This is a genomic window from Streptomyces sp. NPDC051310 (assembly GCF_044455245.1).
In the GTDB taxonomy this organism is placed as follows: Bacteria; Actinomycetota; Actinomycetes; order Streptomycetales; family Streptomycetaceae; genus Streptomyces.
Map to the genome: position 1 here is coordinate 97599 of NZ_JBITEO010000006.1, position 26535 is coordinate 124133.

Annotated in this window: 25 protein-coding genes; 7 read left to right on the forward strand and 18 right to left on the reverse strand. The window is 74.4% G+C overall.

The window, feature by feature from the left end; translation table 11 throughout:
* Positions 1-7: 7 nt before the first annotated feature.
* Genes ACIA79_RS11230 through ACIA79_RS11240 form a run of 3 tightly spaced genes read right to left on the reverse strand, consistent with a single transcriptional unit; the run spans position 8 to position 2437 of the window.
* Positions 8-781 carry an amino acid ABC transporter ATP-binding protein gene (locus tag ACIA79_RS11230; protein WP_399427929.1) on the reverse strand — a complete coding sequence of 258 codons (774 nt, stop codon included), beginning with the start codon at positions 779-781 and terminating at the stop codon, positions 8-10.
* A gap of 13 nt (positions 782-794) precedes the next feature.
* On the reverse strand, positions 795-1595 hold the full coding sequence (locus ACIA79_RS11235) for an amino acid ABC transporter permease (protein ID WP_399427930.1): 801 nt from the start codon (positions 1593-1595) through the stop codon (positions 795-797).
* Entirely contained in the window at positions 1592-2437 is an 846-nt protein-coding gene (locus tag ACIA79_RS11240; RefSeq protein WP_399427931.1) for an ABC transporter substrate-binding protein, read from the reverse strand. The genes ACIA79_RS11235 and ACIA79_RS11240 overlap by 4 nt, the downstream gene beginning before the upstream one ends.
* 326 nt (positions 2438-2763) lie before the next feature.
* On the opposite strand from ACIA79_RS11240, the gene ACIA79_RS11245 reads away from it, so the two are divergent.
* Positions 2764-3201 carry a DUF4345 domain-containing protein gene (locus tag ACIA79_RS11245; RefSeq protein ID WP_399427932.1) on the forward strand — a complete coding sequence of 146 codons (438 nt, stop codon included), beginning with the start codon at positions 2764-2766 and terminating at the stop codon, positions 3199-3201.
* A 16-nt stretch (positions 3202-3217) separates the two neighbouring features.
* Here ACIA79_RS11245 and ACIA79_RS11250 read toward each other — a convergent pair whose 3' ends face one another.
* Together ACIA79_RS11250 and ACIA79_RS11255 are read right to left on the reverse strand one after the other, a co-directional pair.
* On the reverse strand, positions 3218-4132 hold the full coding sequence (locus tag ACIA79_RS11250; protein WP_399427934.1) for a hypothetical protein: 915 nt from the start codon (positions 4130-4132) through the stop codon (positions 3218-3220).
* Complete coding sequence (locus ACIA79_RS11255) at positions 4129-5127, reverse strand: SPFH domain-containing protein (protein WP_399427935.1); 999 nt, start codon at positions 5125-5127, stop codon at positions 4129-4131. Before ACIA79_RS11255 ends, ACIA79_RS11250 begins: the two co-directional genes overlap by 4 nt.
* 161 nt (positions 5128-5288) lie before the next feature.
* Between ACIA79_RS11255 and ACIA79_RS11260 the strand changes: the two genes are divergently transcribed.
* On the forward strand, positions 5289-5720 hold the full coding sequence (locus ACIA79_RS11260; protein WP_399428115.1) for a cold shock domain-containing protein: 432 nt from the start codon (positions 5289-5291) through the stop codon (positions 5718-5720).
* A gap of 167 nt (positions 5721-5887) precedes the next feature.
* On the opposite strand, the gene nadE is transcribed toward ACIA79_RS11260, so the two are convergent.
* The 3 genes from nadE to ACIA79_RS11275 form a co-directional block, all read right to left on the reverse strand.
* The gene (gene nadE, locus ACIA79_RS11265; RefSeq protein WP_399427936.1) at positions 5888-6718 is read right to left on the reverse strand and encodes an ammonia-dependent NAD(+) synthetase; all 831 of its coding nucleotides are present in this window, start codon (positions 6716-6718) and stop codon (positions 5888-5890) included.
* Positions 6719-6855: 137 nt separating this feature from the next.
* Positions 6856-7095, reverse strand: a complete 240-nt coding sequence (locus tag ACIA79_RS11270; RefSeq protein WP_399427937.1) for a hypothetical protein — start codon at positions 7093-7095, stop codon at positions 6856-6858.
* 84 nt (positions 7096-7179) lie between these two features.
* Positions 7180-7650: an NUDIX domain-containing protein gene (locus tag ACIA79_RS11275; RefSeq protein ID WP_399427938.1), complete on the reverse strand. Its 471-nt coding sequence runs from the start codon at positions 7648-7650 to the stop codon at positions 7180-7182.
* Positions 7651-7692: 42 nt separating this feature from the next.
* On the opposite strand from ACIA79_RS11275, the gene ACIA79_RS11280 reads away from it, so the two are divergent.
* The gene (locus ACIA79_RS11280) at positions 7693-8460 is read left to right on the forward strand and encodes a uracil-DNA glycosylase (RefSeq protein ID WP_399427939.1); all 768 of its coding nucleotides are present in this window, start codon (positions 7693-7695) and stop codon (positions 8458-8460) included.
* On the opposite strand, the gene ACIA79_RS11285 is transcribed toward ACIA79_RS11280, so the two are convergent.
* The 3 genes from ACIA79_RS11285 to ACIA79_RS11295 are packed head-to-tail and all read right to left on the reverse strand — an operon-like array spanning position 8423 to position 12437.
* Positions 8423-9598 carry an FAD-dependent oxidoreductase gene (locus tag ACIA79_RS11285; RefSeq protein WP_399427940.1) on the reverse strand — a complete coding sequence of 392 codons (1176 nt, stop codon included), beginning with the start codon at positions 9596-9598 and terminating at the stop codon, positions 8423-8425. The two genes, ACIA79_RS11280 and ACIA79_RS11285, sit on opposite strands and share 38 nt — an antisense overlap.
* Positions 9595-10995, reverse strand: coding sequence for an FAD-dependent oxidoreductase (locus ACIA79_RS11290; protein WP_399427941.1), 1401 nt, complete (start codon positions 10993-10995; stop codon positions 9595-9597). The genes ACIA79_RS11285 and ACIA79_RS11290 overlap by 4 nt, the downstream gene beginning before the upstream one ends.
* The gene (locus ACIA79_RS11295; RefSeq protein WP_399427942.1) at positions 10992-12437 is read right to left on the reverse strand and encodes an FGGY family carbohydrate kinase; all 1446 of its coding nucleotides are present in this window, start codon (positions 12435-12437) and stop codon (positions 10992-10994) included. The genes ACIA79_RS11290 and ACIA79_RS11295 overlap by 4 nt, the downstream gene beginning before the upstream one ends.
* A gap of 326 nt (positions 12438-12763) precedes the next feature.
* On the opposite strand from ACIA79_RS11295, the gene ACIA79_RS11300 reads away from it, so the two are divergent.
* Positions 12764-13762 (forward strand): hypothetical protein, encoded by a 999-nt coding sequence (locus ACIA79_RS11300; protein WP_399428116.1) that lies wholly within the window; start codon positions 12764-12766, stop codon positions 13760-13762.
* Positions 13763-13836: 74 nt separating this feature from the next.
* A complete protein-coding gene (locus tag ACIA79_RS11305; RefSeq protein ID WP_399427943.1) occupies positions 13837-15363 on the forward strand; it encodes an amino acid permease in 1527 nt (508 codons plus the stop codon).
* 12 nt (positions 15364-15375) lie between these two features.
* Here the strand turns inward: ACIA79_RS11305 and ACIA79_RS11310 are convergent, their stop codons facing one another.
* A complete protein-coding gene (locus ACIA79_RS11310; RefSeq protein WP_399427944.1) occupies positions 15376-16104 on the reverse strand; it encodes a GntR family transcriptional regulator in 729 nt (242 codons plus the stop codon).
* A gap of 245 nt (positions 16105-16349) precedes the next feature.
* On the opposite strand from ACIA79_RS11310, the gene ACIA79_RS11315 reads away from it, so the two are divergent.
* Complete coding sequence (locus ACIA79_RS11315) at positions 16350-17540, forward strand: zinc-dependent alcohol dehydrogenase (protein ID WP_399427945.1); 1191 nt, start codon at positions 16350-16352, stop codon at positions 17538-17540.
* On the opposite strand, the gene ACIA79_RS11320 is transcribed toward ACIA79_RS11315, so the two are convergent.
* Positions 17541-18944, reverse strand: a complete 1404-nt coding sequence (locus tag ACIA79_RS11320; RefSeq protein ID WP_399427946.1) for an FAD-dependent oxidoreductase — start codon at positions 18942-18944, stop codon at positions 17541-17543.
* Between the two features lie 24 nt (positions 18945-18968).
* A complete protein-coding gene (locus ACIA79_RS11325) occupies positions 18969-19346 on the reverse strand; it encodes a metalloregulator ArsR/SmtB family transcription factor (RefSeq protein ID WP_031078979.1) in 378 nt (125 codons plus the stop codon).
* Positions 19347-19465: 119 nt separating this feature from the next.
* On the opposite strand from ACIA79_RS11325, the gene ACIA79_RS11330 reads away from it, so the two are divergent.
* A complete protein-coding gene (locus ACIA79_RS11330; protein WP_399427947.1) occupies positions 19466-21589 on the forward strand; it encodes a heavy metal translocating P-type ATPase in 2124 nt (707 codons plus the stop codon).
* A 454-nt stretch (positions 21590-22043) separates the two neighbouring features.
* Here the strand turns inward: ACIA79_RS11330 and rpmF are convergent, their stop codons facing one another.
* From rpmF to ACIA79_RS11350, 4 genes are all read right to left on the reverse strand, one after another.
* Complete coding sequence (gene rpmF / locus ACIA79_RS11335) at positions 22044-22214, reverse strand: 50S ribosomal protein L32 (RefSeq protein ID WP_359659064.1); 171 nt, start codon at positions 22212-22214, stop codon at positions 22044-22046.
* Positions 22215-22273: 59 nt separating this feature from the next.
* A complete protein-coding gene (locus ACIA79_RS11340; RefSeq protein ID WP_399427948.1) occupies positions 22274-22828 on the reverse strand; it encodes a PadR family transcriptional regulator in 555 nt (184 codons plus the stop codon).
* A 23-nt stretch (positions 22829-22851) separates the two neighbouring features.
* Positions 22852-24891 carry an FAD-dependent oxidoreductase gene (locus tag ACIA79_RS11345; protein WP_399427949.1) on the reverse strand — a complete coding sequence of 680 codons (2040 nt, stop codon included), beginning with the start codon at positions 24889-24891 and terminating at the stop codon, positions 22852-22854.
* A gap of 390 nt (positions 24892-25281) precedes the next feature.
* On the reverse strand, positions 25282-26487 hold the full coding sequence (locus tag ACIA79_RS11350) for an erythromycin esterase family protein (RefSeq protein ID WP_399427950.1): 1206 nt from the start codon (positions 26485-26487) through the stop codon (positions 25282-25284).
* Positions 26488-26535 lie beyond the last annotated feature (48 nt).

Sequence of the window (26535 nt, forward strand, 5' to 3'; positions counted from 1 at the left end):
TGGAGCCCTACGGCGCCTCGTCGGGGCCCGGCGCCGCGGCCGGGTCGAGGATCCGCGTCAGGAAGTGCCGCGTACGCTCGTGCCGTGGATCGCCCACGACCTGCGCGGCCGGGCCCTCCTCGACGATCACACCGCCGTCCATGAACACCACCCGGTCCGCGACCTCGCGGGCGAAGCTCATCTCGTGCGTGACGACCATCATCGTCATGCCCTCCGCCGCCAGCATCCGCATGACCGCCAGCACGTCCCCCACCAGCTCCGGGTCCAGCGCCGACGTCGGCTCGTCGAACAGCATCACCTCCGGGCCCATGGCCAGCGCCCGCGCGATGGCCACCCGCTGCTGCTGGCCGCCCGACAGCTGCGCCGGGTAGGCGTCCGCCTTGTCGGCGAGACCGACCCGGGCCAGGTTCTCCCGGGCGACCTCCGCCGCCTGCTCCTTGCCGCGCCGCAACACCCTGCGCTGCGGCAGCGTGAGGTTCTCGGTCACCGTCACGTGCGGGAAGAGGTTGAACTGCTGGAAGACCATGCCGATCCGGCGGCGTACGGCGTCGATGTCGACGTCCAGGTCGGTGACCTCCGTACCGCCCACGAACACCTGGCCCGCGGTCGGCTCCTCCAGCAGGTTCACGCAGCGCAGCAGCGTCGACTTGCCGGACCCCGACGGCCCGATGACGCACACCACCTCGCCCGTGGCGACGTCCAGGTCGATACCGCGCAGCACCTCGTTGTCGCCGAACGACTTGTGCAGCCCGCGGATCTCGATCTCGTTGCGCGTGGTCATCGGCTCCCCTCCCTCACTTGGCCCTGGCCGCCCGCGCCTCCAGGCGGCGCACCAGGAAGCTCAGCGGAATCGTCACCAGCAGGTAGCACAGCCCGGCGACCAGGATCGGGGTGGAGTTCGCGGTCTGGCTGGCCAGGTCCCGGCCGAACTTGGTCAGCTCCCGCTCGTCCAGCGTGACACCGAGGAACAGCACCAGCGAGGAGTCCTTGAACAGCAGCACCAGCTCGTTGGTGAGCGGCGGGATGATGATCCGGAACGCCTGCGGAACGATCACCGAGACCATGGCGCGGGCGTGCGAGAAGCCCAGCGAACGGGCCGCCTCCATCTGCCCCTTCGGGACCGCCTGGATGCCGGCACGGATCGTCTCCGCCATGTACGCGGCGGCCACCAGTCCGAGTCCGAGAGCCACCTTCCCGTACGTGCCGCCGGGGAACTCGGTCCCGGGGAACGCCAGCGGCACCGCCACCCCGACGAAAATGAAGATCAGCAGCGCCGGCAGCCCGCGGAAGAGCTCGATGTAGACGCTCGCCACCCACCGGTACGGCGCCACCGACGACAGCCGCATCAGCGCGATGACCAGCCCCAGGACCAGCCCGAACGCGAACCCGGACACCGTGTACACCACCGTGTTGCGCAGCGCGACGGTGATGATGGCCGGGAAGAGCTGTTCGGCGAGGGCCTGCTGCGCGAACTGGTTCTGCAGGCGGTCCCAGTCGGCCGTGACGGCGATCAGCACCACCACCGCCACGAAGACCGCGTACTGGACGGACTGCGAGACGCGGCGCCGCTGCCGCCGGGTCAGCCGTGAGGTCACGACTGTCCCTGGGGCAGCGGACCGATCCACTGCTCGTAGATCTTCTTGTACGTACCGTCGGCCCGGGCGTCGGTGATCGCCTTGTCGATCGCCGCCCGCAGCTTGTCGTTGCCCTTCTTCACCGAGAAGCCGTACTGCTCGCCCGTTTCGATGTTCTGTCCGAGGGCGAAGGCGTCGGCGTTGGCCTTGTCCTTCAGCCAGCCCTGGACCACCGGGTAGTCGATGACGACCGCGTCGACCTGCCCGGTGCGCAGTCCGTTGAGCACGGCGTCGGAGCTCTCGAACGCCACCGGGTCGAACCCCTGGGAGGTGGCGTAGCTCTCCCCCGTGGTCTCGGCCTGCGCGCCCAGCTTCAGCTTCCTCGCCCTGACCTCGGCGAGCGTGGTCGCCCCGCTCTTCTTCGTGGCCAGCAGCGCCTGCGTGGCGTCGAAGTACGGGACGGAGAAGTCGACGTTCTTCTTGCGGTCCTCGGTGATGGTCATGCCGGCGGCGGCCAGGTCGCACTCGCCGGAATTGAGGAACGCGCCCGTCTTGAAGTTCTCGAACGGCGTGTCGAGGATCTTCTGTTCGACGCCCAGGTTCTTCGCCACCAGGTCGATCAGCGCCACGTCGAAGCCGACGACCTTGCCGCCCTGCTCGAACTGGAAGGGCGGGTACGGCAGATGGGTGCAGGTCGTGAGCTTGCCCTTCTCGACCACGGGCACACCGCCCGCGGCCTCACCCGGCCCTTCGTCGCCGTCCCCGCAGGCGGTGGCGGCGAGCAGCAGCCCGGCCGCGGCGGCGCAGGCGATGAAGGCGGTACGGGGTCGAGGGGCGCGCTGGCCGCCGGCAGTCCTGAGCACGGTTGACCTCCATGGCGAGGGGCGGGCGGCACCGGTCGAGGCAACCGCCGGCCGCGATCGTATGCCACCGGGCCCGCCAGGACGCGGAGCGCGCACTGGCCGTCGGCCACCCGTACGAGGAGCGCGCACGGTCCGCGCCGCGCTCCTGCCCGCCGGTCGCTCCACCGGACCGGCTCCGGCGTCAGTCTGCCTGCCGTTCGCGCCGGGGAGCTCCATCCCGGGGCCGCGCCGCCACCCCGGCGTGTCGGGCCGCGCGACCGGGCACCCCCCGCCTGCCGCCGCCGCGCAGCGCAGGATGGACGCACCACTCGCACCGAGGAGCCGACATGTCGTCACGCGTCACGTTCCGGACCGTCCTCTTCCTGCTCGCGCTGGTCGTGCCGGGCACCGGAGCGGTGGAGATCGCCCTCGGGCCCGCCGCGCTGCCCGGCAGCCCCGACGTGCCACCGACCGTCGACAGCAACTACCGCTTCTTCGCGGGTGTCCGGGCCGCCGCCGGTATCGTCCTGATGCTGGCCGTGCGCCGCCCGGAGGAACACGGCACGGCCCTGCGGGCGGTCTTCGGCGCCGTGTTCCTGGGCGGCCCGGCCCGCGGGATCTCCTACCTCTCGGCCGGCGCCCCGCACGTGCTGCACACCGCGTTCATCGGCGTCGAGCTGGTGCTGCCCCCGCTGATGCTGCTCTGGTACGGCCGCCTGGCGCGTACGGCACGGACGGCGCCACGGCGTAGGGGGTGTCGTGCCGGCGGTACGCGCGCCCCGTGAGCCGGCCCGGGTGCCGTCAGCACAGCAGCCGCAGCGAGCTCGTGGCGATGCCGAGCCGCACCGACTGGCCCCACGTCAGTTCCAGCGCGTCGCTCTCCATGCCGTCGCCGAACGCCACCAGCCGGTCCGACTCCACGGTCAGACGCAGCCGCTCCCCGCGCGCCAGCTCGCCTTCGACGAGCGACGTCCCGGTGGCCGGGGACGGCCAGGCCTCCCGTACGTACCAGATCAGGCGCGCCTCGGCCGCCCCGGGCAGCGGCAGGGAGCTGCCGTGCTGCTGCCACAGCGAGCGCAGCCAGCCGGTGGCGCCGGTCCCCGTCCCGACCAGGACACCGGACGAGGCCTGGGCCTCGGTGCGGTCGTCCGCCCGGTCGGCGGGGGCGTCGGTGGGGGAGAGGCGGTAGCGGGCGGTGCGGTGGCCGGGGCTGCCCAGGTAGATCTCGTTGAGCGCCACCAGCCGCTGCGCGTCGTCCGTGACCGCCTCCACCATCGTCAGCGCGTCGAACGCGGCGCGGCCGGCCACGGCCGCGGGGAGCAGGCGCGCGGCGTCGGCGGCCCGGTACCGGACCAGGACGCCCGGGTTGCGGCCGGGATCGGTGTCGATCCCGATCACCGGCTGGCCGTCAAGGTACTTGGCGGCATTGGCGACCAGCCCGTCCTGCCCCACCACCACGACCACGTCCTCGGGGCCGAACAGGAACCGGTCCAGGTCCGCCCGCTCCACCCGCGCCTGCCGCCACCGGGCGGGCACCGCCGCGGCCACCTCGGCGAGCGCCCGCTGCGCCCGCAGGTGGCGGTCCCGTACGCCGTCGACGGTGCGGCCCCGGGAGGCGAGGAAGAACGCCGCCTGGCCGTGTGTGCCGTGCCGGGCCAGCAACTCCTCGTACTCGCTGACCCGGTGGACCAGCACCGCGCGCGGGGCGAGGCTCATGACCGCCGGGCCAGCCGGTCCAGCAGACCGCTGAGCGCGTCGGGCGAGAGGGTCAGGCTCTCGATGCGCGGCAGGTTCTCGGCGAGCCGCCCGGCCGCGAGCGCGTGCAGCGTGGCCGCGTCCGCTTCGCCGTGCACGCGCAGCCACGCGGCCTGCGCCTGGGCCCGCGCCTCGCCGACCTCACGCGCCGCCTCCGCCTCGGCGCGCGCGAGCCGGACCGTACGGGCCGCCTCGGCCTGCGCGCGCACCGCGTCCGCCGCCGCGCTCTCCTCCGCCTCGCGGCGGGCGTTGGCACCGCGCTGCTCGACCAGCCGTTCCTCCTGGCGGGCGAGTTCGATCTTGCTGGCCAGCTCGTTCTCGGCGATCGCGCGCTCCCGCTCGACCGCGACGGCCCGCCGCTCGTACGTCGCCCGGTCCGCGTCCTGCTGGATCCGCTCGCGGGCGGGGGTGCGCAGGGCGCGCTCGACCTCCGGCTCGGGGCGGATCGCCACCACGCGGACGGCCACCACCTCGATGCCGGTCGCGGGCAGCCGCGGCTCGGCGGCCAGACCGGCGGCGATCCGCTCCCGTACCGCCGCCACGCCGTCGACCAGGGACTCCGACAGCGGCGTACGGGCCAGCACGTCGAGCGCGTGCTGCTGGGCGGTCTCGGTGAGCAGCGCGGAGATCTGCTCCAGCGGTGCGCCCCGCCAGACGCCCGTGTCGGGGTCGACGGAGAAGTCCAGCCGGGCGGCGGCGGTGGCCGGGTCGCTGATGCGGTACGTGACCGTGGCCTGCACGGCCACGTCCTGGAAGTCCGCGGTGCGGGCGTGGAACGACATGGTCAGCTCCCGGTCGTCCACCGGCACTTCGGAGAGCGCTGCGGTGAGCGAGCGGTACCAGAAGCTCAGCCCGGGTCCGTCGTGCACCAGCCGGCCGCGCCGGTGGTGGCGGATGTGGGCGGTCGGTGCGGACCGCAGATGGCGCCAGCCGGCGCGCCGGGTGATGTCGGCCATGGAAGCCCCCTTTTCGTCAGTGCGACGATAGGGGGCCGGGATGGTTTTCGTCAATGTGACGACATGCGGTTCGGTGATCTCTTCCGCCGACGCTGTCCGGCGGCGGCCGGCCGGCTGTAGATTCACGCCGCAGAAGTGGCGCTGGCGTGGGAGGTACGGCTGTGTTGATGGTGGGCAAGATTTTGCGGTTCGACGAGGTCCGCGGTTACGGGTTCATCGTGCCCAGAGAGGGCGGCGAGGACGTCTTCATGCACGCGAACGACCTGGTGGACGAGAAGTACCTGTACCAGGCGGGCCGCGAGGTCGAGTTCTACCTGGAGATGGGCGACAAGGGCCCCAAGGCGTCGGAGATCCGCCTCCTGCACCAGCCCGCACCGCGCCCGGTGGTGCCGGCACCGGCGCGGCGGGACGGCATGGACGACGCCGACGACGCCGACGACGACGCGGTGGACGTGCTGACCGCCGCCGAGTTCCGCGCCGAACTGACGGAGGCGCTCATCGAGGCCGACGGCACGCTGACCACGGCCCAGCTGAAGCGCGTCCGCGCACGCATCGTCGACCTCGCCCACTCCCACGGCTGGCTGGACGCCTGACCCGCAGCACGGGGAAGCCCGCTCGCACTGCCGCCGGCCGTGCCCCCGGGGGCCGGGCACGGCCGCGAGCGTCCGCCCGCCGCCCCGGCCCCCGGGCCGGAACGCGAAACCCGGGGCCGCGCCATCGCACGGGAGCGGCTCACCGCGGCCCCGGTCCCCGGAGAAGCTCAGGGGGCGATGGGCAGCCGGCGCTTGTGGTCGGTGAGGCGGTAACGCCGGACGATCGTCGCGAAGGCGCGCTCGTCCACCGGCTTGCCCTCCAGGAAGTCGTCGATGACGTCGTACGTCACTCCCAGCGCGTCCTCGTCGGCCTTGCCGGGGTCGAGGGTCTCCAGATCGGCCGTCGGGGTCTTCCACACCAGCTCGGCGGGCGCTCCCAGCGCGTCGGCGACGGCGCGCACCCGGCGCTTGGTCAGGCCGGTCAGCGGAACCAGGTCCGCCGCGCCGTCGCCGAACTTGGTGAAGAAGCCGGAGACCGCCTCGGCGGCGTGGTCCGTCCCGACGACCAGGCCGTCGTGCGCTCCGGCCACCGCGTACTGGGCGATCATGCGCTGGCGGGCCTTGATGTTGCCGTGCACGAAGTCCTGGTGGTGGGCGTCGCGGAAGGCCACACCGGCGGCCAGCGCGGCTTCGAGGGCGGCGTCGCTGGCGGGCTTGATGTCCACGGTCAGCACCTGGTCGGCCCGGATGAAGGAGAGCGCCAGCTGGGCGTCGTGCTCGTCGGCCTGGACCCCGTAGGGCAGCCGCATGGCGTAGAACCGCGCCTCGTGGCCCGCGGCCCGGGCCCGCTCGACGGCGAGCTGGCACAGCCGGCCGGCGGTGGTGGAGTCGACCCCGCCGCTGATGCCCAGCACGAGGCAGCGCAGACCGGTGGAGGTCAGCCGCTCGGCGAGGAAGGCCACCCGGCGTTCGATCTCCCGCTCGGCCTCGAAGGCCTCGGCGACCTCCAGCTCCCGGGCGATCTCCTGCTGCAGGGCGATGGACGCCGGCTCGCTCACGTCTGCTCCTCGGTCACGTCACGATGTGCTGTCGCGCCCACCCTACCCAGGCGCTGCCCGGCGGCTCCGGGCCGGACACCCCACCGCCGGCATGGGCCGCACCGGCGGGGGTGTCCGCGTACACCGGGACGAGCTCCTCAGGAAGGCTCCGGACCCGGCACGGTGCGCAACGCGGAGACCAGGCGCAGCAGGCGGGCCTCGTTGCCCGTGAGGCCCGCGCGGCGCAGCGCCTCGTCCGCCTCCGCCATCGACGACGACAGGTACGCCCCGGCCAGCGGCGCGAGTGCCGGGTCGGTGAGCACCGCCTGGGCCGCCTCCATCAGACGGAGGTACGCCTGGGCCGCCGCGCGCTCCCGCGTGCTGAGGGTGTTGGTCATCTCTCGCTCCCTGTCGAGGTGTTGGACCCTCCACTCTCGCGCACACCACTGACAACGCCGCCCGGGCCGCCCGGCGGCCGCGGTTCACCGCTCGCGCAGGTACGTCTCCAGCCGCTCCAGGAACGCCTGCTGACCCGCGACCAGCCGGGGCGCCGCCTCCTGCGGGGTGAACCAGGCGACGCGGTCCACTTCGGGGAAGTCCCGCGACACGCCCGAGCCGCGCGGCCATTCCATGGTGAACGTGCCGGGGACGATCGCCGCCGGGTCGAGGTCGCCCTCCACCGCCCACACCGTCACGATCTTGCCGTTCGCCTGGCGCGCCTCACCGAGCGGAACCTTCTCGCCGTCGGGCGCCGGCAGCCCGAGCTCCTCGACGAACTCCCGCCGCGCCGCCGCCTCGGGGGTCTCGTCCGGTCCGTACTCGCCCTTGGGGACCGACCAGGCCCCCGTGTCGCGCGATGCCCACAACGGCCCGCCCATGTGGGCGATGAGCACCTCCAGGCGTCCCTGGGAGGTACGGAACAGCAGCAGGCCCGCGCTTCGCTTCACCGTCATGGGGAAACGTTAGCGTCGGTGGCACAGCGCGAACGGAGGACCATGCCTGCCGAGCCCGGCTCACCCGACCAGCCCGACTTCCCGGTGCGCGAGACGGCCCGCGCCGGCTCCGTCCCCGCCCTCGACGAACGCGTCACGCACTGCCGGGCCTGTCCGCGTCTGGTCGCCTGGCGGGAGCAGGTGGCCCGCGAGGGCCGCCGCGCCTACACCGGCTGGGACTACTGGGCCCGGCCGGTCCCCGGCTACGGCCCCGACGACGCCGCGCTGCTCGTCGTCGGCCTCGCCCCGGCCGCGCACGGCGGCAACCGCACGGGCCGCATGTTCACCGGCGACCGCTCCGGCGACGTGCTCTACGCCGCACTGCACGGCATCGGGCTCGCCAGCCAGGCCGAGGCCACCCACCGCGACGACGGGCTGCGCCTGTACGGGGTGCGGGTCACCGCGCCCGTCCACTGCGCCCCGCCGGCCAACAAGCCGACGCCCCGGGAGCGGGACACCTGCCGCCCCTGGCTGGCGGGCGAACTGCGCCTGCTGCGGCCCACGGTGCGCGCGCTCGTCGTCCTCGGCGCCTTCGGCTGGCAGGCGACCCTGCCCGCGCTCGCCGCCGCCGGCTGGCCGGTGCCCCGCCCCCGGCCGGCCTTCGCGCACGGCGCCCACGTCACCCTGCCCTCCGCCGACGGCGGCCCGGCCCTCGAACTGTTCGGCTGCTACCACGTCAGCCAGCGCAACACCTTCACCGGCCGCCTCACCCCCGGCATGCTGACCGAGGTCCTCAGCCGCGCCGCCCGGGCGGCGGGCCTGCGACCGTGACGCGCACGGGGCCGCCCCCGGGATCGACGGCGGCCGCCCAGCCGCCCGACAGCGACACCGACCGCGACGGCGTGGCCGTGCCCCGCACCCGCTGCCGGTGCAGCAGCACGCCGTCCTGGACGACCGACAGCACCGGCCGCTCCAGCCGCCGCTGCGCGCGCACCAGGAAGCGGGCGGTGCGCTCCCCGGGGACGAGCCGGTTCGGCGCCACCCAGCGCAGGGGAGCGTCCGCCACCACCGGGACGCGGTGTCCCGGCCACGGGACGCCCGTCAGGAAGTCCCGTACGTGCCCGGCCGTGGCCCGCCCTTCCGCGACGGCCGCCGCGGTGGGCTCCCCGCCGTGCAGCACGCCGCCGGCCGCGAAGACCCCCGCCCGGGACGTACGGAACGCGCCGTCCACCGCGGGGCCGCGGGTGCCGGGGTCGAGCTCCGCCCCGCCGAGCCGCGCCAGTTCGTGCTCGGGGATCCAGTTGCCGGTGAACACCACCGTGTCGCACGCCACCGTCGCGGTCCGCCCGCCGCGGCCGGCCAGCCGGACGCCCGAGAGCCGTCCCCGCCCGAGGAGTTCGGCGACCGCGGTCCCGCCCAGCACGGGGACCGGCGTCAGCCCGGGGCCGAACGCCCCCAGCCTGCGCCACGGTTCCTCCGTCACCAGCGCGGCCACCTGCACACCGGCCCGCCGCAGCGCCCGCACCGCCCGGAACGCGGCCGGCTCCGCCCCGACGACCAGGGCGCGCGTGCCGACGTACTGTCCGTACGCGTGGACGGCCTGATCCAGTTCGCCCCCCGTCAGGACGCCGGCCGGGCGTGTCCCCGGCACCAGGCGCGCGCTGCGCGGACGTTCCCGCGCGCCGGTCGCGAGCACGACCGCCCGCGCCGTGATCCGCTCCAGCCCGCCCGGGCCGGTCGTGTCCAGCACCAGCGGTCCCGCCCAGCCGGTGGCGGTGACGCCGGTGCGCAGCACCGCCCCGGCCCGGACGGCCGCGCGGACCGGCCCCCGCGCCCCGAGCGCGTGCCCCCGGCGCTCCAGCACCTCCACCGTGCCGGCGCCCGAGGCGGCCAGCCGCCGTGCGGCCGCGAGGCCCGCCGGGCCCGCCCCGACGACCAGCACGTCCACCGCGCGCGGACGCCGGCTCATCGCCTGCCCTCCTCGAACAGGGCACGGACCGCGGCCCCGCACAGCGAGCCCTGGCAGCGTCCGGCGCGCGCCCGTGTCCGGCGCCGCAGCCCCTCCAGGGAGGCGGGCGGGATCGTGCCCGCCGCCGCGTCGCGGATCTCGCCGCGCGTCACCCGCTCGCAGGCGCACACGATCTCGCCGTAGGCGGGGTCGGCCGCGATGAGGTCGGCGCGCGCGTACGGGCGCGGGAACGCCTCGCCCACGTTGGGCATCCGCACCCGCGGCAGCTCGCCCGGCGTACCGGTCTCCAGCCCCGCACCGGCCAGCAGCTCCACCACGTGCGCGGCGATCGCCATCGACGCGGTCAACCCGGTCGAGCGGATGCCGCCCACCGTCACGTACCGCTGCCCGGCGTGGCTCGCGATGCGGTAGTCGTCCTCCTCGGTCGCCGCCCGCAGCCCCGCGTAGACCGCGGTGACCTCCTCGTCCAGCAGGGCGGGCAGGATCCGCCGGCCCTGCGCGCGCAGGTACGCCAGCCCCTCGGCCGTCGACCCGGTGGCGGCCTTGTCGCCGGGGCGGAGGTCCTCGGCGGTCGGACCGAGCAGCACCTTGCCGTGCACGGTGGGGCAGACCAGCACGCCCTTGCCGAGCGCGGTCGGCACCGGCAGCAGGATGTGCCGGACCAGCCCCCGCGCGAACGCGTCGAACACGATCAGCTGGCCGCGCCGCGGCGTCACCGTGAAGTCGCGGTGCCCCAGGTGCCGGTCGAGGGTGTCGGCGTGCAGTCCTGCGGCGTTGACCAGGTACCGGGTGCGCAGCACACCGCGGTCCGTGACCAGATCATGGCCGGGCCGCACCGCCTCGACCCGGCAGCCGAGGTGCAGGTCGACCCCCGCGCGCACGGCCTGCGTCGCGTACGCCAGCGTCGTGGTCCACGGGCAGACGATGCTCTCGCCGGGCACGTCCAGCGCGCCGAGCGCGCCGGGCCCCAGGTGCGGTTCGCGGGCGTACAGTTCGGCCGCCCCGATGATCCGGGTCCCGTGGTGGCCGTTCCTCCCGGCCTTCTCCGCCAGTGCGGGCAGGGCCGCGCGCTGCTCCTCGTCCCAGGCCACGAGCAGCGCGCCCACCGGCTCGACCGGGATGCCCGCCGCCGCGGCGTAGGCCAGCAGCCGCCGCTGCCCGTCCCGTACCAGACGCGACTCCAGGGAGCCGGGTACCGCGTCGAAACCGGTGTGCAGGATGGCCGTGTTGGCCTTCGAGGTGCCCTCTCCGACGTCGTCGGCGGCCTCCACCAGGGCGATGCGGAGGGCCGCGTGCCGGGCCAGTGCGCGGGCGATCGCGCAGCCCACCACGCCCGCCCCGACGACCGTCACGTCGTACGGCTCCGGCGGCAGCGGCCCGCCGCGGGTGACGGTCACCGCCCACCGTCCACGAGCGCGGCCACCGCCGCCCGGAAGGCGCCCATGCGCTCGGCGGCCTCGGTGGCCGTGATGCGCGGCTCGTAGACGGCGGCCGGCCGCCACGGCGGCACGGCCTGCCGCAGGGAGAGCTCCGGGTCCAGGCCCAGGCGGGCGAGGACGCCGGCGCCGAGCGCGGTGACGTCGGGGAGCGCCGAGACCTCGACGGGGAGTTGCAGGAGGTCGGCCTGGGTCTGCATGAGGAGCGCGGAGCGGGTGAGCCCGCCGTCGACGCGCAGCGAGGCGAGCGGGGCCCCGAGCTCGCCCCCGGCCGCCCGCGCCAGCTCCACCACCTGCGCGGCGATGCCCTCGCACAGCGCCCGCACCAGGTGCCCGGCGGTGGTGTCCAGGCCGAGTCCCGTCACGGAGCCGCGCACGTCCCCGCGCCACCACGGGGCGGCCAGCCCCGCGAGCGCCGGCACGAAGGTGACCCCGCCCGCGTCGGGCACGGCCGAGCCCACCGGGTCGAGGTCGGCCGCGCCGCCGATGACCCCGAGGTCGGTGAGCCAGCGCACCGCGGAGGCGGCCGTGTACACCTGGCCGTCCAGGCAGTAGTCGGTGCGGCCGCCGAGCCGCCAGGCGACGCAGCCGACCAGCCCGGAGCCACCGCGCCGGGGCCGGTCGCCGGTGTGCGCGAGCAGGAACGCCCCCGTGCCGTACGTGCACTTGGCGGCGCCGGGCTCGGTGGCACCCTGGGCCAGCAGCGCGGCCTGCTGGTCGACCAGCAGGCCCGTCAGCGGCACGTCGGCGCCGCCGAAGAGGGACGTCGTCCCCACCGGCCCGGCCGCGTCCACGATGCGCGGGAGCCGCTCCCCGGCCAGCCCGTGGATCTCCAGAGCGCGCGGCGACCAGTCGACGGTGTCGAGGTCGAGGAGCTGGGTTCGTCCCGCCGTCGCCGCGTCCGTGACGAACGCGCCGCCGCCCGTCAGCCGGTGCACCAGCCAGGCGTCGCTGGTCGTCACGACGCCCTCGCGGGTGAGCCGCCGACGGATCCAGGCCATCTTCGGCGCGGCGAAGTAGGGGTCGAGCGGCAGTCCGGTCGTCGCGCGCAACTCTTCGGCGTGCGGCGCGAGTTCCGCGCAGATTTCCTCCGCGCGCCGGTCCTGCCAGACGATCGCGTCGGTGAGCGGCGCCCCCGTCCGCGGATCCCAGGCCAGGACCGTCTCGCCCTGGTTGGCGAGTCCCACGGCCGTGACCGGTTCACCGGCGTCGGCCAGCGCCGCGCGGCCCGCGGTGACGACCGAGCCGAGCAGTTCGCGCGGGTCGGTCTCCACCCGCCCGCCCGGCAGGTAGCGGGGCCGCACCGGAGCGGCGCCGGATCCGATGACGCCGCGCTCGGGGCAGACGACCAGCGCCTTGGTGCCCGAAGTTCCCTGGTCGACGGCCAATACAGGGCCCGTCATCGCCACTCCCGTCCGGTCGGTGAAGCACTCGGAGAACCTTGATCGTCAGCCTGGGCCAGCGCGGCGGCGGCGTCAAGCGATCCCCCCGTCACCCACCGGCGCCGCAACCCTGGCCTGACTTGGCGTCAAGTTCTTTTGTTGGCCGAATGGTTACGAGCTTTGTCGAAACTGGACCGCAAAGGTCCAAGGGACTCTATAGTGATCGCCGATCAACGCCCTGTAGTCGCCCGCCGGTTCGGGCGACCCGTGCCACCCCCCGCATGAGGACCCATGACCACCACAGCACCACCGGCCTGCCCGGCCTGCCCGCCGCCAGGGACGAGGTGATGTCCGGCCACGATTTCCGGCCGGTGTACCACCCCGCTGGGCACGACGCCGCACTGCGCGGCGTCGTCCAGGACCTGCGGACCGGACGCTGGGTCGCGATGGCCCAGCTCCTCGCCGAGACCACCGGCTGGGCGCAATGGACCCAGCGCACCCAGGTGCTGGCGGCCGTCGCCGCCGGCTCCGACGTCGTCCACGCCTGGCGCGCCGAGGAACCGCACAGCGTCGCCGCCGCCGTGATGCACACCCGGGTCACGGTGGAACGCGCCGTGCGCGCCCACCGCGACCAGCACCCGCGCACCCACGAGCTGTGGCAGACCGCCTGGGAGGCCTGCCACGCCACCGCCCGGGCGGCCCCCGCCGACCCGGTGCCGTGGGTCTGCCTGCTGGCCCTCGCCGTACTCGACGAGGAGCAGCGCATGGAGGAGCACCGGGTGCGCCCGCCCGGCCCCATGCTGCCCCCCGGCCCCTGGGGACTGCTGGCGGAGGCCGACAAGCGGGACCCGCACAACCGCGAGGCGTACCACCGGATGCTCCAGTTCCTCTATGCCCGACGGTGGGGCCCCTCGCCGGGCTCGCTGTCCGAAGCCGTCAACTTCGTCCAGTGGGCCGCCGGCTCCGCGCCACCGGGCTCCGCCCTGCACCTGCTGCCCCTGTACGCGCGGGTCGAGCGCTACCGCCGCGAGCGGGGCCAGGAGAAGGCCCTGGACCTGCACTGGGTGGCCGAGGACGCCACCCGCGACGCGCTGCGCGCCCTGCTGGCCTGGTTCGACCACGTCACGCCCGCCGATGCGTCGCTGCTGGACCTGAACCACCTGGCGCACGCCCTGTGGGGAGCCCTCCGCTTCGAGGAGGCCGCTCCGGTCTTCGAGGCGCTCGGCCCGTACTACACGCCGCAGCCGTGGGCGTACCGCACCCCCGACCCCGGCGACCGGGCGCTGGCCGAGGAGGTCTTCCGGCGCGCCCGCACCCGGTGCCTGGGCTCCGCCCGCGACCGCTGACCGCCGCAGCGCGTGTCCCGCACCCCCGAAGACCCCCCGACATCCCCTGCCACCACCCCCTCGGAGGTACCGCCATGTCCCGCGCCCTGTGGGCCCGCCCGGAGCAGCAGGCTCCGCCCATGGACGAGGAGCAGCGGCTCAGAGAGCTCGGCTACCAGCCGGTCCTGGCCCGCCGGATGGGAGGCTTCGGCAACTTCGCCATCAGCTTCTCCGTCATCTCCATCCTCTCCGGCTGCATGACCCTGTACGGCTTCGGCCTCGGCACCGGCGGACCCGCCGTGATGATGTGGGGCTGGGTCGGCGTGGGCCTGTTCGTGCTCTGCGTCGGCCTGGCGCTCGCCGAGGTCACCAGCGCGTACCCCACCTCCGGCGCCCTCTACTACATGGCCGACCGGCTCGGCGGCCGCCGCTGGGGCTGGTACACGGGCTGGCTGAACCTGCTCGGCCTGCTCGGCGCGATCGCCGGCATCGACTACGGCGCCGCGCTCTTCACCGGGGCGTTCCTCAACCTGCGGTTCGGCTTCGAACCGACGCCCGGCTCCACCTTCGTGATCTTCCTGTGCATCCTCCTGCTGCACGCCGTGCTCAACCTCTTCGGCGTCCGCCTGGTGAGCGTCCTCAACTCCATCAGCGTGTGGTGGCACCTGACCGGTGTCGCCGTGATCGTCGGCGCGCTCGCGATCGTCCCGGACCGCCACCAGTCGGCCGAGTTCGTCTTCACCGAGTTCGTCAACGACACCGGCTGGTCGAGTCCCTTCTACGTGGCGGCCGTCGGCCTGCTCCTCGCGCAGTACACCTTCTCCGGCTACGACGCCTCGGCCCATCTCTCCGAGGAGACGTCCAACGCGTCCGTCTCCGCCGCCAAGGGCATCGTCCGGGCCATCTGGGTCTCCTGGGTCGCCGGCTTCGCGCTGCTCGCCGGACTGACCTTCGCCATCCAGGACTACGCGGGAACGCAGAACAGCGCCACGGGCGTCCCGCCCGCGCAGATCCTCCTCGACGCGCTCGGCAGCGGCGGCGCCTCCGCCCTCCTGCTGGTGGTGATCGTGGCGCAGCTGTTCTGCGGCAACGCCGAGGTGGCCGCCGCCAGCCGCATGGTCTTCGCCTTCAGCCGCGACAACGCCCTGCCCGGATCCGCGCTCTGGCGCAAGGTCAGCAGCCGCACCCAGACCCCGGCGCACGCGGTGTGGCTGTCGGTCGCGGTCGCCGCCGTGCTCGCCGCGCCGTCGCTGTACTCGGCGACCGCCTACGGCGCCGTCACCGCCATCAACGTCATCGGCATCACCCCCGCCTACGCCATCCCCATCTACCTCCGGCTGCGCGCGGGGGACCGGTTCCGGCCCGGCCCCTGGTCCCTGGGTCGCTGGAGCAAGCCGGTCGGCTGGATCGCGGTGGTCTGGGTCGCGGTGGTCACCGTGCTCTTCTGCCTGCCCCAGAAGGCCCCGGTGACCATCGACTCGATGAACTACGCGGTGATCGCGCTCGCCGCGGTGCTCATCCTGGCCAGCGTGTGGTGGTACGTCGCCCGCCGCTCGTACGGCACGCCCGCTCCGTACGGCAACGCGCGCGAACAGGCCGAGATATCCGAGGGCATCGTCTGAGCCCCCGCGGCGTCAGCTGGTGAACTCGTACGTCCAGGCCGCGGACTCCGGTGCGAACCGGAGGTCCGTGACCTCCAGCACGTGGCCGTGCTGGTCGCTCACCTCCCGGTGGACGCCGAGCCACGCGGTGTCCGCCGGGCCCCGGTCCACCCCGACCGACTCCCGCCGCGTGAGCCGCAGCCCGGCCCGGTGCATCCAGTGGTACAGCAGCCGCAGGTCGACCCGGTGGGGCCAGGCGTCCGGCCGCCGGTAGCGGGCCAGTTCGGGTATCTCGGCCAGCGCGTACCGCGAGAAGTACGTCAGGGCGTGCTGCCGCACCGGTGTGCCGTCCGGCCCGGTCAGCCGGTGGTGGTGCGTCAGCGTCGGCTCGCCGGGCAGCAGACCCAGCCGCTCGGCGTGTTCCGGTGGTGCGCTCTCCCAGGCCAGGTGCGTCTCGGGGAGCGTGTCCGGGGTCCCCGGACCGCAGGGGAAGTACAGCAGGCCGGGCGCCAGGGCCGGCTGCGCGGCCTGCGTGCCGGGGGCCGCGGCGTAGGTACCGCGCCGCTCGGTCACGACGAGCCGTTCGTCGCGCAGGAGCTGGAGCGCATTGCGTACGGTCTGCCGGTTGACCTGGAAGCGCTCCACGAGGGAGCGCTCCGAGGGCAGCCGGTCGCCCGGCGCGATGCGCCGGTGGGTGAGGTCGTCGCGCAGCGCTGCGGCGACCTGCAGGTAGAGCGGAAGTGCGGGGGCAGGCTCAGCCATGTTCAACCCTCAATTTCCTTCGCTCAGTGTAGTCGAGCGTGCCGTGTGGGTGATCAATCCCTATCATTGGTCTAAACCTTGCCGGAAGGGCCTGCCGGGCATGACGCACCACTCTGTCCGAAACGGATGCCCGTGACGAAGGCCCGCAACGAAGCCGAAACGGAGCCGCAACGGGTTCACCGCCCCTCCCTCCCGGGTACCCGGGCCGCGCCCCCCGCAGGAAGCCGGTCGAAGGGACACGCACGATGAGGGCCGTGACATGGCAGGGAAAGCGTGACGTCCGCCTGGAGACGGTGCCCGATCCCCGGATCGAGGAGCCCACGGACGCCGTCATCAGGGTCACGTCCACCGGACTGTGCGGCTCGGACCTGCACCTGTACGAGGTGTTGACGCCCTTCATGACCCCTGGTGACATCCTCGGGCACGAGCCGATGGGCATCGTCGAGGAGGTGGGCGCGGAGGTCACGGGCCTCCGGCCGGGCGACCGGGTCGTCGTGCCCTTCCAGATCGCCTGCGGCCACTGCTGGATGTGCACCTCGGGTCTGCCGACCCAGTGCGAGACCACCCAGGTCACCGAGGAGGGCATGGGCGCCGCCCTGTTCGGCTACTCCCGGCTGTACGGCTCCGTCCCCGGCGGGCAGGCCGAGTACCTGCGCGTGCCCCAGGCCCAGTTCGGCCCCGTCAAGGTCCCCGCCGGCCCGCCCGACGACCGCTTCCTCTACCTCTCCGACGTCCTGCCCACCGCCTGGCAGGCCGTCCGGTACGCCGACGTCCCGCCCGGCGGCTCCGTCGCCGTCCTCGGCCTCGGTCCCATCGGCGACATGTGCTGCCGCATCGCCCTCCACCTGGGCGCCGCCCAGGTCATCGGCATCGACCTGGTACCGGAACGCCTCCAGCGCGCCAGGGCCCGCGGTGTCGAGGTGTTCGACCTGACGGGCCACGACAGCCAGGACGACCTCGTGGAGGCGGTCAAGGACCGCACCCGGGGCCGCGGGCCCGACGCCGTCATCGACGCGGTCGGCACCGAGGCCCACGGCAGCCCCGTCGCCCGCACCCAGCAGCAGGCGGCCGGGCTGCTGCCCAAGGCATGGGCGGCCAAGCTCCACCAGAAGGCCGGGGCCGACCGGCTCGCCGCGCTGCACCTGGCCATCGCGCTCGTCCGGCGCGGCGGCACCATCTCCCTCAGCGGGGTCTACGGCGGCGCCGCCGACCCGCTGCCGATGATGACCCTGTTCGACAAGCAGATCCAGCTGCGCATGGGGCAGGCCAACGTCCGGCGCTGGGTCGACGACATCCTGCCCCTGCTCACCGACGACGACCCGCTGGGCGTCGACGACTTCGCCACCCACCACGTCCCGCTGGCCGACGCGCCCCACGCGTACAGGATGTTCCAGCACAAGGAGGACGGCGTGGTGAAGGTGGTCATGCACCCCTGATCAGCGGGTGCGCTCCGTCCGCCACAGGGGCGGCCCGGCGGGCGCCGGGGGCACCGGCCGCAGGAGCGCCGCACGCATGATCCGCGGCGCGAAGAGCGCGCGCAGCGGCTCATTGAGCGTCAGGACGGAGCGGAACGCCGCTCCCACCTCGGGGTCGCCCGCGTAGCGCTCCTGCACCCGCTCGAGGTACCAGCCCGCGGCGCGATCGGCCGGCCCGGTGCGGGCCGCGTTGCCCACCGCGCCCGGCATCCTCCGGTCCGCGCCCGCCGAGATGTCCCACGCCTGCCGGGAGGCGCCGAACAGCGCCCGCTGGACGCGGCGGGTGGTCGGCGTGCGGCGCGGGTCCGCGAGCGCGTCCCGCAGCGCCACCGCGCAGAGCGCGGCGACCGCCATGCCCTGCCCGTAGATGGGGTTGAAGGTGCACAGCGCGTCGCCGGTGGCGAGGAAACCGGCCGGGCGGCGGCCCGGGCGGTCGTAGCGCCGCCGGACGTTCGCCGTCGCGCGGAAGCCGTGCACCGGCGACTCCGGTTCCGCCTTGGCCAGCCACTCGCTCACCAGCGGGTGCGGCAGCTTGGCGGCGTACGCCTCGAACCCCGCTTCCTCCGTGGGCGGTTCGTCGCCGCGCAGGCCCGACAGCGTCACCAGGTGGCGGCCCTCCTCGACGGGCAGGACGGTCGCCGCGTACGTCTGCTGCGGGTTGGCCACGGTGTAGTGGCCGAGGGCGTCGGTGCCCGTGCCCGCCGGGGCGCCGCGGTAGACCCGGGTCGCGTACGCCAGGCCCGTGTCCAGCGTCTCCTCGCCCGCCGGTTCGGCGCCGATCGCCGACAGCCACTCGGGCGCGCGCGAGCCGCGTCCGGACGCGTCCACCACCAGGTCGGCCTCCAGCGCCCGCGGCTCCCTGACCCGCCCGGCGCCGCGCTCCCGCAGCAGCACTCCCCGCACGCGCGCGGCGTCGCCGAGCAGCCCGACCGCCTCCGTGCTCTCGACCGTCGCGATCCTCGGATCGGCCAGGACCCGGCGCCGGAGCACGTGCTCCAGCCGGGGGCGCCAACCGGTGACCAGGTACACGGTGGCGGGACTCCGGTGGAGCCAGCGGCCGTCCTGCCACTGCACCATGTCCTCCGGCATGCCGACCCGCGGCGCGCCCTGGGCGCGCAACTCCCCGATGACTCCGGGCAGCAGCTCGTCCAGGGCCCGCTGCCCGCTCTCCAGCAGGACGTGCGTGTGCCGCCCCTGCGGCACGCCCGCGCGCGCCTCGGGTTCCTCCGGGAAGCGGTCCCGCTCGACGACGGTCACCCGCTCCGCGTGCTCCGCGAGCACCCGCGCCGTCAGCAGACCGGCGATGCTCCCGCCGATCACCACCGCATGCCGTGTCCGCTCCGCCGTCCCCAACCGGTCCGCCATGCCCGCCCCTTGAGCCTCGTAGGTCTACGGGCGACCAGTATCCACGGCGGACCGGGGCAGATCACGTGCGCCGAGCCGGAGGTGCTCGATGTGGTACACCGCTTCGTCCAGCAGCTGGGCCACGTGGTTGTCGTACAGGCTGTACTCGATCCGGCGGCCCTGGCGCGTCCCGGTGACCAGGCCAAGGGCCCGCAGCAGGCGCAGCTGGTGCGAGACGGCCGACTGCTCCATGGCGACCGACTCGGCGAGTTCGGTCACACCGCAGGGGCCCTGGCGCAGCCGGGTGAGGATCATCAGCCGGGACGGGGTGGCGAGGGCCTGGAGCGTGGCGGCGATGGTGGCCGCGGACTCCGCGTCGAGGCGGGCTGCGGGGGTCGTCTCACCGTGCACTCCGTGTCCCATGCAGGTCATCGTAGCCGCGCGTACCCCGAATGAATGAAGAGCTCTTCATGTGTTCGGGTAAGGTGTGGCCGTACTCCGCCCGTCCCGCCCGCCCGCCCGTCCCCTCGGAGGTGTGACCGATGGCTTCCCCGGTGCTCGACGCCGACCGGCCCGCGACCCCGCCCGCTCCCGTGCCCCCCGGCCGCAGGACCGGACTCCTCGCCCTGCCCGAGGTCCGCTGGGCGGCGCTGTCCGCCGCCGCGTTCCTCGCCGCCCTGCCGCTCGACCTGGCCGGCGCCCCGGCATGGGCCTGGGGACCGCTGTACGCCGTCTGCTACGCCGCCGGAGGGTGGGAACCGGGCTGGGCCGGGCTGCGGGCCCTGCGGGAGAAGTCCCTCGACGTCGACCTGCTCATGGTCGTCGCGGCGCTCGGCGCCGCCGCGATCGGGCAATACCTCGACGGCGGGCTGCTCATCGTCATCTTCGCGGTGTCGGGCGCGCTGGAGGCCCTCGCGACCCGGCGCACCGCCGACTCGGTGCGCGGCCTGCTGGACCTGGCGCCCGCCCGTGCCGTACGGCTGACCGCCGCGGGCGAGGAACCGGTGGACGTGGCGGCGCTGCGGGTCGGCGACACCGTCCTCGTACGGCCGGGGGAGCGGCTGCCCGCCGACGGCACGGTCGTCGGCGGTGCGAGCGACGTCGACCAGGCGACCATCACCGGCGAACCGCTGCCCGCGCCCAAGGCGGTCGGCGACCCGGTCTTCGCGGGCACGCTGAACGGCACCGGAGCCCTGCGCGTCCGCGTCGACAAGGACGCCTCCGCGTCCGTCATCGCCCGGATCGTCGCCATGGTGGAGGAGGCGAGCGCGACCAAGGCCCCCACCCAGCTCTTCATCGAGAAGATCGAGCAGCGCTACTCGGTGGGCGTCGTCGTCGCGACGCTCGCGCTGTTCGCCGTGCCGCTCGCGCTCGGCGCGGACTTCACCGGAACGCTGCTGCGGGCCATGACCTTCATGATCGTCGCCTCGCCGTGCGCGGTCGTCCTCGCCACCATGCCGCCGCTGCTGTCCGCGATCGCCAACGCCGGGCGGCACGGCGTCCTCGTCAAGTCCGCGGTGGTCATGGAGCGGCTCGGACGGACCGACCTGGTGGCGCTGGACAAGACCGGCACGCTGACCGAGGGGGCACCCCGGGTGGCCGGGGTCCGGCTCCTCGCCGGCTCCCCGGCCGAAGCCGAGGTGCTCGCCCTGGCCGCCGCGGCCGAGCTGCCCAGTGAGCACCCGCTGGCCCGCGCCGTGGTCACCGCCGCCCGCGACCGCGGCCTCACGGTGCCGCAGGCCGCGGCGTTCTCCTCCACCCCGGGCGTCGGCGTCCGTGCGCTCGTGGACGGCCGCGAGGTCACCGTGGGCCGCCCCGCGGAGCCCTGCCGCGCGGTGCCCGCCGGCGACCGGGAGCCCGCGGCGCCCCGGGGGGCGGGGACGGGGCCGGCGGGGGAGGCCGCCGCGGTCGACGGGGCTTCCGGGGCGGCCGCGCCGGGCTCGGAGGCCGCCGCGGCCGTGCGCGAGGTGGAGGCCGGCGGGGCTCCCCGGGCCTCCGTGCCGGGCCCGGAGGTCGCCGCGGCCGTGCGCGAGGTGGAGGCCGGCGGGCGGACCGCCGTGGTCGTCGCCGTCGACGGTGTGCCGGTCGCCGTGCTCGCCATCGCCGACCGGCTGCGCGAGGGCGCCGCGGCCGCCGTCGCCGCCCTCGGGCGTCTCAGCGGCACGGCGCCCGCCCTGCTCACCGGCGACAACGAGCCCGCCGCCCGGCGGATCGCCACCGAAACCGGCATCGACGACGTACGGGCCGGGCTCCTTCCGCAGGACAAGGTCGCGGCCGTGCGGGAGTGGGAGCGGGCGGGGCGGCGCACCCTCGTCGTCGGCGACGGCGTCAACGACGCCCCGGCGCTCGCCGCCGCGCACTGCGGCATCGCGATGGGCCGTGCCGGTTCCGACCTGGCGCTGGAGACCGCCGACGCCGTGGTCGTACGGGACGAACTGACCGCCGTTCCCGCGGTCGTGGCCCTGTCCCGGCGCGCCCGGCGGCTCGTCGTGCAGAACCTGGTCATCGCGGGTGTCTGCATCGGCGCCCTGATCGTCTGGGACCTGGCCGGGCACCTGCCCCTGCCGCTCGGTGTCGCGGGCCACGAGGGCTCCACGGTCCTCGTCGGCCTCAACGGCCTGCGGCTGCTGCGGGAGAAGGCATGGCGCTCCGCGGCAGGAGCCTGACCGCGCCCGGCGCGGCGCGGGCCCGCCGGCGGTGCCGGCATCAGACCGGCGTCGGAAACGCGAAGCGCACTCCGGTCAGCTCTTCCGACAGCTTCCACAGACGGCGGCCGGTCGCCGGATCGGCCGCCGCGGGGAGGAGCTTCGCTTCCGTCGCCGCGCCGCGCCGCGCCGCGCCGCGCCGCGCGGCTCGGCCGGGCCGTCCGGCCCTGTGAACACCCCGCCGTTCACCCGCGGGTCGGTCGCCGCCTACCACTGCGGCAGCGCGCCCCGGTCCGGCGACTGCGCGAGCAGCGGATTGCCGATCCGGCCGAACACCACCCGCCACAGCGCCACCGGGTCCGTCGCCCCCCGGGGCGAACGGCGGGGCGGGGCCTCCCCGCGGTACGGAGCCGGCGCCCCGGCCCCGGCCGGCCCGGCCGGAAAGGCTTTGGGGTGGCGGGGGCCGTCGTCGGGCTCAGCCCTCCGGGTGGATCAGGCCGCGCTCGTACGCCTTCACCAGGCGCTGCGGCACCTGGTACACGGTGCCGTCGACCGTCACGGGCACGAGCTGGGGCGTGGACGCCTTCCACTGCGCGCGCCGGTGGCGGGTGTTGGAGCGGGACATCTTCCGCTTGGGTACGGCCATGACTGCGGGACCTCCATCGTCGGTACGGTGGCGGTCACGCTACATGAAAACGATTCCCATTAGTAATCGGCGGGGTGCCGGCCCGTCCCGTCGAGCGCGGCCAGCGCCTCCGTCAGCCATGCCGTCCAGAAGCGCTCCAGCTCGATCCCGCCCCGCAGCACGAGATGGCGCAGCCGGTCCGCCTCGGCGTTCCGCTCCGGCGGGAACTGCCGCTGCTCCATCCCCAGGTACTCCTCCAACTGGGCTTCGTGCAGCGCCAGATGGCGGCGCAGCTCCGCCTCCAGTCCCTCCGTGCCCACCACCGCGGCCGCCCGCAGCCGCAGCAGCAGGGCGTCCCGGATGGGCTTGGGATCCTCGCTCCTGCGCACCCACCCGGTCAGCTCGGCACGGCCCGCGGGCAGCACCTCGTACTCCTTCTTCTGGCCCCGGGCCGGTGCCCGGGAGGGCAGGGCACGGATGTGCCCCGCCTGCTCCAGCTTTCCCAGCTCGCGGTAGATCTGCTGGTGCGTGGCCGACCAGAAGTACCCGATGGACCGGTCGAAGCGGCGCGTCAGCTCCAGCCCCGAGGACGGCTTTTCGAGCAGGGCGGTGAGGATCGCGTGCGGGAGTGACATGACCGCATCCTAGGGAGGGACCGTCAGAGCGACGCGGCCAGCCGGGTCCCCTGGTCGATCGCGCGCTTCGCGTCCAGCTCCGCCGCGACGTCGGCGCCGCCGATGAGGTGCACCCGGACCCCGGCCGCCGACAGCTCCTCGAAGAGCTCGCGCCGCGGCTCCTGCCCGGTGCACAGCACGACCGTGTCGACCGGGATCGTCCGGGCCTCGCCGTCCACCGTGATGTGCAGGCCCTCGTCGTCGATCCGCTCGTACACGGCGCCCGCGACCATGGTCACGCCCCGGTGCTTGAGCTCGGTGCGGTGGATCCAGCCCGTCGTCTTGCCCAGGCCCGCGCCGACCTTCGACGCCTTGCGCTGGAGCAGGTGCACCGTGCGCGGCGGCCGCGGCCGCTCGGGCGCGCGAAGGCCCCCGCGCCCGGTGTACGCCATGTCGACGCCCCATTGCCGGAAGTACGTCTCCGGGTCCCGGCTCGCGCCCTCGCCGCCGTCCGTGAGGAACTCCGCCACGTCGAAGCCGATGCCACCCGCCCCGATGATCGCGACCCGCTCGCCGACCGGCGCGCCGTCGCGCAGCACGTCGAGGTAGCTGACCACGGACGCGTGGTCGACACCCTCGATGGCGGGCGTGCGCGGGGTCACGCCGGTGGCGATGACGACCTCGTCGTAGCCGGCGAGCAGCTCGGCGGTGGCGTACGTGCCCAGCTTCACCTCCACGCCGTGCTCGGCCAGCTGGGTGCGGAAGTAGCGCAGGGTCTCGTCGAACTCCTCCTTGCCCGGCACCCGCTTGGCGATGTTGAGCTGTCCGCCGATCTCGTCCGCCGCGTCGTACAGCGTGACGTCATGTCCGCGCTCGGCGGCCGAGACGGAGCAGGCGAGCCCGGCCGGACCGGCGCCGACGACCGCGACGCGCTTGCGCAGGCGGGTGGGGGACAGGACGAGCTCGGTCTCGTGGCAGGCGCGCGGGTTGACCAGGCACGAGGTGATCTTCCCGCTGAACGTGTGGTCCAGGCAGGCCTGGTTGCAGCCGATGCAGGTGTTGATCGCCTCCGGCCGGCCCTGCTCCGCCTTGGCCACGAAGTCCGGGTCGGCGAGGAAGGGGCGGGCCATCGACACCATGTCCGCCCGGCCCTCCGCCAGCAGTTGCTCGGCGACCTCGGGGGTGTTGATGCGGTTGCTGGTGATCAGCGGCACGGAGACCGAGCCCATCAGCTTCCGGGTGACCCAGGTGTACGCGCCGCGGGGGACGGACGTCGCGATGGTGGGGATGCGGGCCTCGTGCCAGCCGATGCCCGTGTTGATCATCGTCGCGCCGGCCGCCTCGATCTCCTTGGCGAGCGCGACGACCTCCTCCAGGGTGGACCCGCCCGGCACCAGGTCCAGCATGGAGAGCCGGTAGATCAGGATGAAGTCCTCGCCGAGCCGCTCGCGCGTGCGGCGCACGATCTCCAGCGGGAAGCGGACGCGGTTCTCGTACGAGCCGCCCCACCGGTCCTCGCGCCGGTTGGTGGCGGCCGCGATGAACTCGTTGATCAGGTAGCCCTCGGACCCCATGATCTCGACGCCGTCGTACCCGGCCGACTTCGCGAGCTCGGCGGCGCGCACGTAGTCCTCAATGGTCTGCTCGACCTCGGCGTCGGACAGTTCGTTCGGCACGAAGGGGCTGATCGGCGCCTGGAGGGCGCTCGGCGCGACCAGGTCGCGGTGGTACGCGTACCGCCCGAAGTGCAGGATCTGCATGGCGATGCGCCCGCCGGCGGCGTGCACCGCGTCCGTCACGACACGGTGCTTCGCCGCCTCCTCCTCGGTGGTGAGCTTCGCCCCGCCCTCGTACGGCCGCCCCGCGTCGTTCGGCGCGATGCCGCCGGTCACGATCAGCCCGACGCCGCCGCGGGCGCGGGCGGCGTAGAAGGCCGCCATGCGCGCGAAGCCGTTCTCGGCCTCCTCAAGTCCGACGTGCATCGACCCCATGAGCACGCGGTTGGGCAGGGTCGCGAAGCCGAGGTCCAGCGGCCGCAGCAGATGCGGGTACGGGGACGTGGCGGGGCTCGGGGTCGGGGTCATGGGGGCGCCTCCTCGCGCGGTGTCGTCGCCCCAGTTCTAGACGACACCGAGGGCCTTGTGCAACAAGTTGCATAAGGGCGGGGGCGTGAGTTGCGCTACCTCGGCCCTGGCGGGCCGTACGGTGACGTGCCGCGTATGCGGAGCTGGCACGGGCACCATGGCGCTGCGTGGACTGTCGGGACGGTCGATCGCGGTCTGGCATGATCGCGCGGTGCGTAATGCGAGGCTGCCGGCCGCGGAGGCTGTCGAGTCACATGTCCGGGTGTTCTTCGAGGGGCACTCCGTGGAGGTCGTCGACTACGACCTCGGGCCGGAACGGCGACAGGTGGCTCCCGATCTGCGCATCCTCGTGGTGGCGCCCGGTCCCCGCAGCGAGGGCTGGGCCACTCCCTACCCCGGCAGGGCGCAGTCCTTCACGAACACCAGGCCGTCGCTGTCCGCCAGGTGGGCCGGGTCGAGCGGGGCGTAGCCGAACCAGGGGGACACGCGGGGTGGGGGCGGTGTGCTGCCGAGGGCGGCGGCCAGGCGCCGGGCGTCGATGAGGCGGCGGTCCTCGGGGAGCGCGTACAGGAGCCCCTCGACGGTGTCCGGCGGCGGTGTGTCCACTCCCTGGTGCCGGATCGTGCCCAGCGCCGTCGCCACGAAGGCGTACTCCTCGCCGAGCCGGGCGCTCACCAGCGCGCCGGCGCTCCACCACTCCAGGGGCCTCCCGCCCATCCGCATCGTGCTCTTCTCGCGCTGGAGATGGGCATTGTGGGCGTGGACGAGAGCCGGGCCCCGAGCGGCGACGGCGAGGAGGTTGTCGGCCATGATCCGGTCCCGCACGCTCACCAGCCGGGTCAGGCGGGCCGGTGAGGTGTCGGCCATCCAGTGGTGGTACTGCAGCAGGCCGTTCGCGGTGCGCCCGTACAGGCGCGCCCGGTCCCAGTCGTCCCGCGATGTCGCCGCGATCAGATGCGGCGCCTGCTCCTCCAGCAGGGCGGCGAGTTCGTCGGCGAGCAGTCGCAGCTCCCTCGCCTCGGCCGACCGTCCCACGGACCGGGCCGGGTCCCTCATCGCTGCCGGTTCGGTCCACCGGTCGTCGCTGCCGAGCAGGCGGTCGAGCGTGTCCGCGGTGCAGGGGAGCAGGTCCGCGTCCACCCGGGCGGAGAGGTAGCCGTAGAGGGTGGTGAGGGCCTGCCGGGGGCTCGCGGCGCCGGTGATCTCCAGCGGCCCGTCGAAACCGGCGAAGCGCAGCCGCTCGCCCGCGGCCCGGCCCTCGTTGTGCTCGCGCATCCAGCGCACCAGCTCGCGGTTGGCCGCCGACGCGCCCCAGCCGTGGCTGATGCCGTGCTCCACGACGTCCTCCAGGGTGCCCGTGCCCGAGCGGACGTACTCGTCGACGACCAGGCCCTTCATGCAGTCGCTCTCGATCGCGATGGTCCGGTAGCCCTCCTCCTCGACGAGCTGCCGGAAGAGCTCGTTGCGCAGTTCGAGCAGCGTGTCCTCGCGGTGCGTGGGCTCGCCCAGGGCGAGCAGCCGCGGCCGGGCCGGGAGCAGCCTCATGACGGCAGCCGCTTCGACGGCATGGGCGCAGTCCTTGATGTCGTTGACCATGTCCTCAACGGTATCGTTGAACCTTCGGTGGAAACTTTTCCGCGAGAT

Bases quoted from the DNA above. Each gene is read 5' to 3' on its own strand.
- ACIA79_RS11330 (WP_399427947.1), top strand. From the start codon at position 19,466: ATGGCTTCCCCGGTGCTCGACGCCGACCGGCCCGCGACCCCGCCCGCT.
- ACIA79_RS11245 (WP_399427932.1), top strand. From the start codon at position 2,764: ATGTCGTCACGCGTCACGTTCCGGACCGTCCTCTTCCTGCTCGCGCTG.
- ACIA79_RS11325 (WP_031078979.1), bottom strand. From the start codon at position 19,346: ATGGGACACGGAGTGCACGGTGAGACGACCCCCGCAGCCCGCCTCGAC.
- ACIA79_RS11275 (WP_399427938.1), bottom strand. From the start codon at position 7,650: ATGACGGTGAAGCGAAGCGCGGGCCTGCTGCTGTTCCGTACCTCCCAG.
- ACIA79_RS11285 (WP_399427940.1), bottom strand. From the start codon at position 9,598: ATGAGCCGGCGTCCGCGCGCGGTGGACGTGCTGGTCGTCGGGGCGGGC.
- ACIA79_RS11280 (WP_399427939.1), top strand. From the start codon at position 7,693: ATGCCTGCCGAGCCCGGCTCACCCGACCAGCCCGACTTCCCGGTGCGC.
- ACIA79_RS11300 (WP_399428116.1), top strand. From the start codon at position 12,764: ATGTCCGGCCACGATTTCCGGCCGGTGTACCACCCCGCTGGGCACGAC.
- ACIA79_RS11340 (WP_399427948.1), bottom strand. From the start codon at position 22,828: ATGTCACTCCCGCACGCGATCCTCACCGCCCTGCTCGAAAAGCCGTCC.
- ACIA79_RS11255 (WP_399427935.1), bottom strand. From the start codon at position 5,127: ATGGCCGACATCACCCGGCGCGCCGGCTGGCGCCATCTGCGGTCCGCA.
- ACIA79_RS11230 (WP_399427929.1), bottom strand. From the start codon at position 781: ATGACCACGCGCAACGAGATCGAGATCCGCGGGCTGCACAAGTCGTTC.
- ACIA79_RS11345 (WP_399427949.1), bottom strand. From the start codon at position 24,891: ATGACCCCGACCCCGAGCCCCGCCACGTCCCCGTACCCGCATCTGCTG.
- ACIA79_RS11315 (WP_399427945.1), top strand. From the start codon at position 16,350: ATGAGGGCCGTGACATGGCAGGGAAAGCGTGACGTCCGCCTGGAGACG.
- ACIA79_RS11305 (WP_399427943.1), top strand. From the start codon at position 13,837: ATGTCCCGCGCCCTGTGGGCCCGCCCGGAGCAGCAGGCTCCGCCCATG.
- ACIA79_RS11250 (WP_399427934.1), bottom strand. From the start codon at position 4,132: ATGAGCCTCGCCCCGCGCGCGGTGCTGGTCCACCGGGTCAGCGAGTAC.
- ACIA79_RS11310 (WP_399427944.1), bottom strand. From the start codon at position 16,104: ATGGCTGAGCCTGCCCCCGCACTTCCGCTCTACCTGCAGGTCGCCGCA.
- rpmF (WP_359659064.1), bottom strand. From the start codon at position 22,214: ATGGCCGTACCCAAGCGGAAGATGTCCCGCTCCAACACCCGCCACCGG.
- ACIA79_RS11295 (WP_399427942.1), bottom strand. From the start codon at position 12,437: ATGACGGGCCCTGTATTGGCCGTCGACCAGGGAACTTCGGGCACCAAG.
- ACIA79_RS11320 (WP_399427946.1), bottom strand. From the start codon at position 18,944: ATGGCGGACCGGTTGGGGACGGCGGAGCGGACACGGCATGCGGTGGTG.
- ACIA79_RS11350 (WP_399427950.1), bottom strand. From the start codon at position 26,487: ATGGTCAACGACATCAAGGACTGCGCCCATGCCGTCGAAGCGGCTGCC.
- ACIA79_RS11270 (WP_399427937.1), bottom strand. From the start codon at position 7,095: ATGACCAACACCCTCAGCACGCGGGAGCGCGCGGCGGCCCAGGCGTAC.